General features: G+C 69.2%; 8 protein-coding genes. All 8 read left to right on the top strand.

Annotated features, from left to right (window positions below; translation table 11 throughout):
- The first annotated feature begins 4 nt into the window (after window positions 1-4).
- The 8 genes from asnB to ED92_RS03255 all read left to right on the top strand — a co-directional run bounded on the left by asnB (window position 5) and on the right by ED92_RS03255 (window position 11,502).
- Window positions 5-1,900: an asparagine synthase (glutamine-hydrolyzing) gene (gene asnB, locus ED92_RS03290; RefSeq protein ID WP_037332856.1), complete on the top strand. Its 1,896-nt coding sequence runs from the start codon at window positions 5-7 to the stop codon at window positions 1,898-1,900.
- Window positions 1,901-1,915: 15 nt separating this feature from the next.
- Complete coding sequence (locus tag ED92_RS03285; RefSeq protein WP_037332854.1) at window positions 1,916-4,096, top strand: bi-domain-containing oxidoreductase; 2,181 nt, start codon at window positions 1,916-1,918, stop codon at window positions 4,094-4,096.
- Complete coding sequence (locus ED92_RS03280; RefSeq protein ID WP_037332852.1) at window positions 4,096-6,030, top strand: alginate lyase family protein; 1,935 nt, start codon at window positions 4,096-4,098, stop codon at window positions 6,028-6,030. The genes ED92_RS03285 and ED92_RS03280 overlap by 1 nt, the downstream gene beginning before the upstream one ends.
- The gene (locus ED92_RS03275) at window positions 6,027-7,559 is read left to right on the top strand and encodes a right-handed parallel beta-helix repeat-containing protein (protein ID WP_081975686.1); all 1,533 of its coding nucleotides are present in this window, start codon (window positions 6,027-6,029) and stop codon (window positions 7,557-7,559) included. Before ED92_RS03280 ends, ED92_RS03275 begins: the two co-directional genes overlap by 4 nt.
- 64 nt (window positions 7,560-7,623) lie before the next feature.
- Complete coding sequence (locus ED92_RS03270; protein WP_037332850.1) at window positions 7,624-8,814, top strand: O-antigen ligase; 1,191 nt, start codon at window positions 7,624-7,626, stop codon at window positions 8,812-8,814.
- Window positions 8,811-10,013 (top strand): glycosyltransferase family 4 protein, encoded by a 1,203-nt coding sequence (locus ED92_RS03265; RefSeq protein WP_037332848.1) that lies wholly within the window; start codon window positions 8,811-8,813, stop codon window positions 10,011-10,013. The genes ED92_RS03270 and ED92_RS03265 overlap by 4 nt, the downstream gene beginning before the upstream one ends.
- The gene (locus ED92_RS03260; RefSeq protein ID WP_037332845.1) at window positions 10,010-10,657 is read left to right on the top strand and encodes a phosphatase PAP2 family protein; all 648 of its coding nucleotides are present in this window, start codon (window positions 10,010-10,012) and stop codon (window positions 10,655-10,657) included. Before ED92_RS03265 ends, ED92_RS03260 begins: the two co-directional genes overlap by 4 nt.
- 44 nt (window positions 10,658-10,701) lie before the next feature.
- Complete coding sequence (locus ED92_RS03255) at window positions 10,702-11,502, top strand: bifunctional 2-polyprenyl-6-hydroxyphenol methylase/3-demethylubiquinol 3-O-methyltransferase UbiG (RefSeq protein ID WP_037332843.1); 801 nt, start codon at window positions 10,702-10,704, stop codon at window positions 11,500-11,502.
- The last annotated feature ends 3 nt before the right edge of the window (window positions 11,503-11,505 follow it).

Raw genomic sequence — 11,505 nt, 5'->3', positions numbered from 1 at the left:
GCAGATGTGCGGCATCGCAGGGGCCTACTTCTGGCCGGACGGGGGACCGCTCACCGATCGGCTCACGAAGACACTCGCCCACCGGGGCCCCGACGGTTCCGGGCGGTACGACCACGGGGAAGTCCATTTAGGACACCGGCGTCTGTCGATCGTCGACCTGACCGAGACCGGCGCGCAGCCGATGGTCAAGGACGGGCTCGCGCTCACCTACAACGGCGAGCTGTACAACGCGCCGGAACTGCGGAAGGAACTCGAAGCCGCCGGCGTGCGCTTCCGGGGCACGTCCGACACCGAGGTCCTGCTGGAAGCCTGGCGGAAATGGGGCACCGAGGGTTTGCACCGGCTCCGCGGCATGTTCGCGTTCGGTGTCTTCGACGAACGTTCCGGTGAGCTGGTGCTGGTCCGCGACCAGCTGGGGATCAAACCGCTCTTCCTGGTGCGCCGCGGCAAGGGGGTCGCGTTCGCGTCCGAGCTGAAGGCGCTGGCCGCCGAGCTTGGCGGCTCGCTGACCATCGACGACACCGCGCTCGTCGCTTCCCTGCTCTACTACTGGGTCCCGGACGGCCGCTGCGCGTTCCGCGAGGCCGAGAAGCTGCCGCCGGGTAGCTGGGCGCGGTTCCGGCCGAACGGCGACGTCGAACGCGGCACCTTCTGGTCCCTGCGCCAGGTCGCCGAAGAGGGCGCCGCCTATGAAGGCGAATTCGACCTCAACGCCGTCATCGAAGACTCCACGCGCAAGCACCTGATCGCCGACGTGCCGGTCGCGACGTTCCTTTCCGGTGGGCTCGACTCCAGCTACCTGACCGCGCTCGCCGCGCGCGAGCGGCCGGGGATCTCCGCGTACACCATCGGCTTCCGGGCCGAGGACGCGAAGTTCGAGGCCATGCCGGACGACCTGATGTACGCGAAGAAGGTCGCCGCGAAGTTCGGCGTCGACCTGCACGAGATCGAGATCGCGCCGCAGGTGCTCGACCTGCTGCCCCGGATGACCTATCACCTCGACGAGCCGATCGGCGATCCGGCGGCGATCAACAGCTACCTGATCTGCACCGCCGCCCGCGAGGCCGGGGTCAAGGTGATGCTCTCGGGGATGGGTGCCGACGAGCTGTTCGCCGGATATCGCAAGCATCTCGCGAACAAGATCGCCGTTCAGTACCAACGGGTTCCCGGTCTCGTGCGGCGGCCCGTCGAGTCCCTTGTGGACAGACTGCCGGTGGCGACCTCGAAGCGCGGGTTCCGGTCGGTCCGGTTCGCCAAGCGGTTCCTCTCGTTCGCGGAGCTGCCCGAAGAGACCGCGTTCCGGCGCAGTTACACGATGTACGACCAGGCCGAACTCGCCGGTCTGCTGAACCCGGACCTCGCGGGCGCCGTCGACGACGTGATCACCGAACACGCGGACACCTATCACGACAACACGTTGTCGGATTTCGTGAACCGCATGTGCCTCGCCGATTCGCGGCTCTTCCTGCCCGGGCTCAACCTCGCCTACACCGACCGGTCCAGTATGGCCGCCTCCACCGAGGTGCGGACGCCGTTCGTCGACATCGAGGTCGTGAAGGCCGCGTTCCGGATCCCCGGGGACAAGAAGATCGTGAAGCGCCAAGGGAAGATGGCGCTCAAGGAAGCGGCGCTGTCCATCCTCCCCGCCGAGATCGTGCATCGGCCGAAGGGGCTGTTCAGCGCACCGCTGCGGGCTTGGATGAGCCGCGACCTCGCGCCGCTGGTGCGCGAGGTGACGAACGAAGGTGAATTGGTGAAGGCCGGGTTCCTCCGTCGTGAGGCCCTGCGGAAGCTCGTGGACGAAGACGCGTCCGGGCAGCAGGACCGGTCCAAGCACCTCTGGCACATCTTGACCCTCGAGTACTGGTATCGCGGCGCCGTGTCGGCCCGGACCACCTGATCGCTGAGGAGCGACGTGAAGCAGGTAGTGCAGAACTACAAGAGCGGGGAGCTGGCGCTCCTCGACGTCGAAGTGCCCGCGTGCAAAGCGGGGGGTGTGCTGGTCCGCACCGCCTATTCGCTGATCTCCACCGGCACCGAGATGATGAAGGTGTCCGAGGCGAGCCTTTCGCTGGTGGGCAAGGCGAAGGCCCGGCCGGATCAGGTCGCGAAGGTGATGCAGAGCGTTGCCACGAACGGGCTGGGTGCCACCTATCGCAAGGCGATGAACAAACTCGACTCGTACACGCCGCTGGGGTACTCGTTGTGCGGCGTGGTCGAGGAGGTCGGTGCGGGCATCGACGACGTCGCCGTCGGGGACTACGTGGCGTGCGCGGGGAACGAGCACGCGCTGCACGCGGAACTGAACTGGGTGCCCAAGAACCTCTACACCAAGGTGCCCGACGGCGTCGACCCGCGGCACGCCGCGTTCGGCACGGTCGGCTCGATCGCGATGCAGGGTGTCCGGCAGGGTGAACCGCAGATCGGCGACATCGCCCTGGTCATCGGGCTCGGCCTGATCGGCCAGCTGGTCGTGCAGCTTCTGGTCGCGTCCGGGGTCCGCGTGGTCGGGGTCGACCCGGACCCGTCGCGATGCGCGCTGGCCGAACAGCTCGGCGCTCTGAAATGCGGTGACCCGGGGTCCGGCGTCGTCGACACGGCGGTCGCGGAGATCAGCTCCGGACACGGCGTCGACCAGGTGTACCTCGCCGCGGGCGGCAGCACGAACGAGCCGGTGGAGCTGGCCGCGAAGCTGGCCCGCGACCGCGGCCGCGTGATCGACATCGGCAAATGCTCGCTGAACCTGCCGTGGAACGCCTACTACGAAAAGGAACTCGACGTTCGGTTCTCCCGCTCGTACGGCCCCGGCCGGTACGACCCGGAGTACGAACTCGAGGGCCGCGACTACCCGATCGGCCAGGTCCGCTGGACCGAGCGCCGCAACCTCGCCTGCGTCGTCGATCTGATGGGCAGCGGCCGTCTCGACGTCGAGCCGCTGATCTCGCACGTCTCGGAATTCTCCGACGCCGTCGAGACGTACCGGAAGCTGAACGAGGGCGAGCTCAAGACCGTCGCGGTGCTGTTCGAGTACGAGAAGCGCGCCGTCGCGGCCACCGAGCAGGTCACCGAGGTCGCGCTCCCGGCACCGGTGACCACCCGCGCGGTGCCGAAGATCGACACTCTGCGGGTCGGCTTCATCGGCGCCGGCAACTACGCGTCCTCGATGCTTCTCCCGCATCTGGCGGAGATGGAGTACCTCGACCTCTTCGAAGTCGTCACCACCTCCGCGCTCTCGGGCGCGAACGCCAAACGCAAGTTCGGCTTCGCCCGCGCCTCCACCGACGTCGACGCGATGCTCGAAGACGACTCGATCCACGCCGTGTTCATCGTGACCAGGCACAGCTCGCACGCCGAGCTGACCAGGCGCGCGCTGCTCGCGGGCAAGGCGGTCTTCGTGGAGAAACCGCTGGCGCTGTCGGAGAAGGAACTGGAGATCGTGCTCGGCGCGATCGAGGAATCCGGCAACGATCGGCTGCAGGTCGGCTTCAACCGCCGGTTCGCGCCGCTGCTGAACGAGTCGATGCTCCACTTCGGACCGCGGATCGGTCCGGCCTCCGTGCGGTACCTGGTCAACGCCGGTCAGCTCGACGCGAACAGCTGGTACAACCAGGCCGACAGCGAGGGTTCGCGGTTCGCGGGCGAGGGCGGCCACTTCATCGACACGGTCAGCTGGCTGCTCGGCTCCGACCCGGTGTCGGTGTACGCCACCGCGACCCCCGGCCACCAGGACCTGCAGATCCTGCTGCGCTACCCGGACGGCTCGACCGCGTCGATCGCGTACACCACCAGCGGTTCGCCGGCGTTCCCCAAGGAGACGATCGACGTCACCGCCGACGGCAAGGTGCTGAAGTTCGACGACTTCGCGCGCGCGTCGGTGTTCGGCCGCAAGAAGTGGGCGAGCTCCCGTATCCCGAAGGGCCGGGACAAGGGGCAGGCCGCCGAGCTCGAAGCGTTCGTCAACGCGCTGACGACCGGCGTCTCGATGCCGGTTTCCGTCGAGTCGCTCGTTTCGACGACGCTGGCCACGCTCGCGGTCAACCGCAGCCTCGAAACCGGTGCACCGGTGCGGATCAACGCCAAGGAGGGGCTGGGCTGATGGATCCGTCCTGGTACCTGCGAAGACTGTCGAGGATGGGGCCCGCCGAGATCGCGGGCCGGGTCACCGACGTCGTGCGCAAACGCCAGTGGCGCGGGGTCGCGGGGGAGAAGGCGGCCTGGCTGCCGGACCGCCGGTTCGCGACGGTGCCCGGTGAGGACGTCCTCGCCGCCGTCTCGGGCGAAGCGGTGAAGGATCTGCTCGTCACCGCCGACCGGTTGATGGACGGGCGCGCCGAGTACTTCGGCGTCGAGCGCGACGACCTCGTCGATCCGGACTGGTCGTACGACCCGAAGACCGGCCGTCGCGCACCGTCCGATGTGTACTCCTTCGACATCCCGTACCGGAGCGAGGAGACCGTCGGCGACATCAAGCAGATCTGGGAGCCGTCGCGGCATCAGCACCTCACCGTGCTGGCCGCCGCGTACGCCCTGACCGGCGACGACCGGTACGCCGAACGCGTGGCCGCGCATCTCGCGTCGTGGTGGGCGGCCAACCCGCCGATGCGCGGGGTGCACTGGGTCAGCGGGATCGAACTCGGCATCCGGCTGCTGTCGTGGGTGTGGGTCCGGCGGCTGCTCGACGGCTGGTCGCGGGTTTCGGCGCTGTTCGAGGACAACCCGGTGGCGCTCAACCAGATCTGGCACCACCAGCGCTGGCTGGCGGCGTTCCCCAGCCGGGGTTCGTCGGCGAACAACCACGTGATCGCGGAGGACGCGGGGCAGCTCGCCGCGGCCTGCGCGTTCGCCTGGTTCCCCGAATCCGGCCGGTGGCGGGATTCGGCGCTCGCGTCGCTGGACAAGATGTTGCGGCACAACACCTTCGACTCCGGCCTCAACCGGGAACTCGCCACCGAGTACCACGGGCTCGTCCTGGAGCTGGGGCTCGCCGGGGCGCTGGAGGCGAAGGCCGCCGGGGTCACGGTGCCCGAGTCGACCTGGCTCGTGCTGCTCCGGATGACCGACGCGCTGGCGTCCATTGTGGACAACAAGCTGCGGCCGCCGAGGCAAGGTGACGCGGACGATGGCTTCGGCCTCATCGTCGACGGCGACGAGACCAGCCGCTGGGCCTCGCTGATCGACACCGGATCCGTCCTTTTCGGACGGTTGGACTGGTGGCCGGAGACGCCGGGCGGGGACGTCCGGACCCAGCTGTTCTCCGCGCTGGCCAAGGACATCCAGGTCGCCGCGCGGCGACCGGCGCGGCGGCGGGACGACTTCGCCGACGCCGGGATGACCATCCTGCGCGACGGCGGGATCTGGTGCCGGTGCGACGGCGGGCCGCACGGCTTCCTGTCCATCGCCGCCCACGCGCACGCGGACGCGCTCTCGGTGGAGGTCCGGCACGACGGCGTCGACATCCTCGCCGACCCGGGAACGTACTGCTACCACGGCGAACCGAAGTGGCGGTCGTACTTCCGGTCCACGGCCGGGCACAACACGCTCGAACTCTCCCGCACCGACCAATCCGTCTCCGGCGGGCCGTTCCTGTGGACGAAACACGCGGTCACCACGGTGATCGCGGCGGGGACGCCATCGCGCTGGAGCGCGGAACACGACGGCTACGCGCCGTCGGTGCCCCAGCGTTCGGTGGAACTGGACGGCACCGAGCTGAGGATCCTCGACGAGGTCCGCGGCGGCGAGGCACAGCCCTGCCGTCTCGCGTTCCACTTCGGGCCGGCCGTCGAGGTCGTGCTCACCGGGTCGACGGCGAAGCTGTCCTGGACGGTCGACGGCCGGGTGCGCGGCGCGTCGATGGAGCTTCCGGCACGGCTCAGATGGTCCGCGCACCGCGGTGAGACCACCCCGCCGCTCGGCTGGTACTCGGCGGGATTCGGCCGACGCGAGCCGGCGTGGACGCTGATCGGCACCGGAACCGCCTCGACCGGGATGACCACACTGCTCACCTTCGAGCCCGAGGGACCTCCGTTGTGACGGTTCGACCGCACCGCTTCCGCCGCGTCGTGCTGCCAGCCTTGCTGGCCGCGGCGGCGCTGGCCTCCTGCACCGCCGAACCCGCCGACGAGGCGGGGAAACCGCCGGACCCGGCGCGGGCGCCGTCCGGCGGGGTGGCGCAGGTCTGCGGCAAGCTGCCGCAGGGGCCGCCGGCGGCGCCGCCGGGAGCGGTGACGGTCGATCCGGCGATCCCCGGCGATCTCGCGGCGAAGACCAGGGCGAGTGGCCCGGGGACGACGTTCTGGCTGGCGCCGGGAACACACCGGCTCGGTGACGACCGGTTCGACCAGGTGCAGCCGAAGGCCGGGAACGTCTACGTCGGCGCGCCGAAGGCGATCCTCGACGGTCGCAAGATCAACCAGTACGCCTTCTCCGGCAGCGCCGCCGACGTCAAGATCCAGTACCTCACCGTGCGCGGTTTCCTCGCCCCGCGCGACGAGGGCGTGGTCAACCACGATTCCGCCCCCGGCTGGATCATCGAGCACAACACGGTGGAGGACAACGACGGCGCGGGCCTGATGGCCGGCGCGCGGCAGCAGGTGCGGGGCAACTGCCTGCGGAACAACGGGCAGTACGGGATGAACGCCTACGAGGGGCAGAACCGGATCACCGGGTTGCTCGTCGAAGGCAACGAGATCACCGGCAACAACACCGGCGACTGGGAGAAGAAGGTCGAAAGCTGCGGCTGCACCGGCGGCGTGAAGTTCTGGGCCGTCGACGGCGCCGACGTCCGCGGCAACTGGGTGCACGGCAACCGCGGGGTCGGGCTGTGGGCGGACACCAACAACAACGACTTCCTGATCGAGGGCAATCTCGTCGAGGGCAACGACAGCACCGGGATCATGTACGAGACCGGCTACAACGCCGTCATCCGCGGCAACACCGTCCGCCGCAACAACGCGGTGGACGGCAAGTCCTACATCGACCGCGGCGACAGCTTCCCGGTGGCGGCGGTGTACATCTCCGAATCCGGCGGCGAGCCGAGGGTGAAGGCGCGGACCGACAAGATCGAAATCGCCGGGAACGTCCTCGAGAACAACTGGAACGGCATCACGCTGTGGGAGAACTCGGACCGGTTCTGCAACAGCCCCGCCAACACCTCGTCCGGGGCCTGCACGCGGCTGGTGCCGGACCACGCGACGTGCGCCCGGCCCGCGATCGCGTCGGGCGCGCTGTTCGGCGACTGCCGATGGAAGACCCAGCGCGTCGAGATCCATCACAACCGGTTCGTCCTCGACCCGGCCGTGACCGGCTGTGAGAACACCTGTGCGCGGATGGCCGTGCTGGCGAACTTCGGCACGTACCCGGACTGGTCGCCGTACCAGGGTGAGGTCGTGCAGCAGGCGATCACCTTCGACCAGGGCAACAAATGGCACGACAACACCTACGTCGGCCCGTGGAACTTCATCGCCTTCGAACCGAGCCGGAACCTGAGCATCGGCGAATGGCAGGGCGGCCCGTACCACCAGGACGCCGGATCGACCTACACCCGGCAAGGGGGTGGCTGACTTGCGGCCGAGGACCCGTTTCCCGCATCTGCCCCGGGGCGAACGTCCCTCGCAGTCGCCGGACATGCCGAAGGCGGTCGCCTTCGTCTGGGCACTGCTGATCCTGAACACCCTCGGCTCCACCGGCGCGACGACGGTCATCCCGATCCCGCGTTCGGTGATCCAGCTGGTCACCATGGGTTCGCTCGTCCTGGCGTTCTGTATCGCGCTGGCGCTGAACCTCCGGCTCCGGATCCGGCCGAGCGCGTACCTGCTGCTGCTCAGCATCCTCGTGGTGCTGAGCCTTCTGGCGAGCCTGAACCTCGAAGTCGGCCTCGGCGCGCTGTTCCGCTGCTTCCGGTTCGGCCTGTTCGTCAGCACGCTGTGGCTGCTGACGCGGTGGTGGGACGGCGGGATCCGGCTCGTCCGCCAGCACATCCGGACCTATTCGGTGGTGCTGGTGACGGTCGTCGCCGGGCTGGCGGCGTCACCGGGGATCGCGCTGGCGGAGGAGTACGGCGGTCGGCTGACCGGCACGATCTGGCCGCTGACCCCGCCGCAGGTCGGGCAGTACTCGGCGGTGGTCATCGGGCTCACGCTGCTGCTGTGGCTCGGCGGCGAACTCGACCGCCTGAACGCGTTGATCGTCATCGTCCCGTCGATCGGCATCCTGCTGCTGACCCACACCCGCACCGCCACGCTCGGGCTGATCGCCGGGGTCCTGATCGCGTTGCTGTCGCTCTGGATGTCCAGCGCGCGGGCCAGGAAGGTGTTCGCCGGGGCCGCGCTGATCGGCGCCGTCTCCACCGTCGTCCTCGGTTCCCTGCTGCAGGCGTGGTTCCTGCGCGGCCAGAGTTCGGAGAACTTCTCCAGCCTCACCGGCCGGGCGAAGGTGTGGGACGCGCTGCTGTCCGACCCGCGCACGATCGGCGAGTACATCTTCGGTGTCGGGCTGACGAACAAGTCCTACATCGGCCTGCCCATCGACAACAGCTGGCTCGCGGTCTACCACGAACAGGGCTACGTCGGGATCGCGATCGTCGCGGCCTTCATGCTCGTGCTGATCGTGGTCGCCGCGCTGCGGCCGCCTTCGCTGGCCAGGGCGTGCGCGATCTTCCTGATCACCTACTGCGTTTCGGCGTCCTACACCGAGGCGGGACTCGGTGACGCGTCGCCGTACCTGCTGCATCTGGCGCTGGCGGCGTCGCTGCTGGTGCGGGTGCCGTCCGAACCCGTCGTCGAGAAGAAGTTCATCCCGGCCAAGGAGCCTGCGTGAAGGTCCTCGTCGTCCACAACCGCTACCGGTCCGAACAGCCGAGCGGGGAGAACAACGTCGTCGACCAGGAGGTCGCGCTGCTCGCGGCCGCCGGGCACGACGTCGGCCTCTTCGAACGGCGCAGTGACGACATCTCCGCGATGTCGTTGCCGCGCAAGGCCGTCGTCCCGCTCCAGGTGCCGTGGAACCGGGCGGTGCGCACCGACCTCGTCCGGCGGCTGACCGAAGACCGGCCGGACGTCGTCCACGTCCACAACACCTTCCCGCTGCTGTCGCCGTCGGTGCTGGCGGCGTGCGCGGACGTCGGCGTGCCCGTCGTCGCGACGGTGCACAACTACACGCTGATCTGCCCGCCCGGCACGCTGTACCGCGACGGGCGGGTGTGCACGGACTGCGTCGGCCGGACACCGGCGCCCGCGGTCCGGCACGGCTGCTACCGCGGTTCGGCGCTCGCGACCGTGCCGATGGCGGCGAGTCTGCTGCTCAACCGGCGTCGCTGGTGGTCCGGCGTCTCCCGGTTCTTCTGCATCTCACGGGCGCAGCGCGAAACCCTGATCGCCGCGGGCATGCCCGCCGGACGGCTGGCGGTGAAGTACAACTTCGTCACCGATCCCGGGATCAGGCGCACGGGCACCGGCGAACATGTCCTGTTCCTCGGCCGGATCACCGCGGAGAAGGGCATCGGCCTGCTCATGGCGGCCTGGGACCGGCTCGCGGCGACGGGCGGGCTCGGTATGCCGCTGGTGATCGCGGGCACCGGGCCGATGCAGGACGAGGTCGCCCGCTGGGCCGAGGGCCGTGAAGACGTCCGCTACGAAGGACTGCGCACCAAGGCGGAATGCGCCGAACTCCTCACCCGGGCCGCGGTCGCGGTCGCGCCGTCGGAATGGCTGGAGACGTTCGGGCTGGTGGTCGTCGAGGCGATGGCCGCCGGTGTCCCGACCCTCGCCGCCGCGCACGGCGCGTTCCGCGAACTCGTCGAGGACGGCGTGACCGGGGCGCTGCACGAGCCCGGCGACGAAGAATCGCTGGCGCGGCGGCTGCGGGAGATCGTCGGAGACGTCGAACGGAACCGCGAACTCGGCAAGGCCGCGAGGCTGGTCTACGAACAGGAATTCACCCCCGAGGTGGGGCTGGAGCGGCTGATCGGCGGCTACGAGGACGCGATCGAGGCGGCCGAGCGGGTGGTCGCGGAGTGAAGGAGGGCGTACTGGCGGCACCACGGGCCCTGCCGCCGGTGCTCCGCCCGGCCGCGTTCGTCCTCGCCGTCATCGGCGTGCTCACCGCGCTGGTACTGGGACTCGGTTACGCGGGCACCTCGACACCGACCGGGCCGGACGCGACACTCGTGGACGCGCTCGCCTGGTCCGGCGATCCCTGGTGGACCATCGCGACCGTGATCGATTTCGTCGGCGAGCCCGTCGGCGCGGCCGTCACGCTGATCCTGTTCTCCGGGCTGTGCCTGTATTCGCGGCGGCCGCGTACCGCCGTCACCGGTGTGGTGGCGGTCCTGGTCACCGTGGGTCTGACGAGCGGGCTGAAACCGCTCACCGGCCGGTACATCCACGGCGAATTCCTGTCGTATCCGAGCGGGCACACCGGGTTCGTCGCCGCGCTGGCCTTCGCCGCCGCGCTCGGTGCCTTCGGCGGTCTTCGGCGCGGCCCGGCCACGGCGCTGCTGGTCGTCGTGGTCTTCGCCGCCGGAACGGCGATGGGCTGGGCCCAGGTAACGATGGGCGCGCACTACCCGACTGACACGCTGGGCGGCCTCGGTGTGGCACTCGCGGTGGTCCCGGCGGTCGCGTCGCTCACGGACAGGGTGTCGGCCCGGCGAACGCCGTGAACGCTATTTCCCCGAAAACCGCGCAGCGAAAGGAAGGCCATCCCATGTCTCTCCTCGATACCGCCAAGCGGGTCGCCGCACGGGCGGAGGATCTCGGCCAGCGCGCGCTGGCCACGGTCGGTGCCAAACAATCGGAATCCGCCATCTCGGCCGACGCGCAGGGATATTGGAACGCGCCGGACGGGAAAAGATGGAAGGACAATTCCCATTGGCGTGATTCCGGCACGTTCGACGGCAACGACCTCTGGTCGGAAATCGGCGCACGGCATCTGGAGATGTTCGAAGGCGGTGCCCGGCTGGCGGGGTTCGACCGGCCGTGGAACCGGGTCATCGAATGGGGCTGCGGCGGTGGTGCGAACGCCGTCCACTTCGCCCCGCGCGCCCAGGAATTCATCGGCGTCGACATCTCCGCCGAGACACTGGCCGAATGCGGGAAACAGGTCGCGAACGTCTGCGACACCCCCTTCCAGGCCGTCGACATCGACGTCGCGAATCCCGAAGCCGCGCTCTCGGTGGTGAAGGAACCGTGCGACGTGTACGTGAGCTTCTACGTTTTCGAGCTCATCCCGACGCCGGAGTACGGCGAGCGCCTGCTCCGCATCGCGCGGGAACTGCTCGTCCCCGGCGGGCTCGCGCTGATTCAGATCAAGTACGACCCCGGCACCTGGCGGACACGGTCGCGCCGTCGTTCGTACCGTTCGGGGCTGGCGGCGATGACGACCTACCGCGTCGACGCCTTCTGGCAGCTGGCGGAGCGGTGCGGGTTCACGCCCAAGGCGATCCAGCTGGTGCCGAAGAACGAGCTGGACGAACGGTACGCGTACTTCTTCCTGCAGAAGGACTGACCG

The organism is Amycolatopsis sp. MJM2582 (assembly GCF_000754115.1).
Classification (GTDB): domain Bacteria; phylum Actinomycetota; class Actinomycetes; order Mycobacteriales; family Pseudonocardiaceae; genus Amycolatopsis; species Amycolatopsis japonica.
Note: the sequence above shows the minus strand (reverse complement) of the source record. Positions and strands in the feature narration are given on the sequence as shown.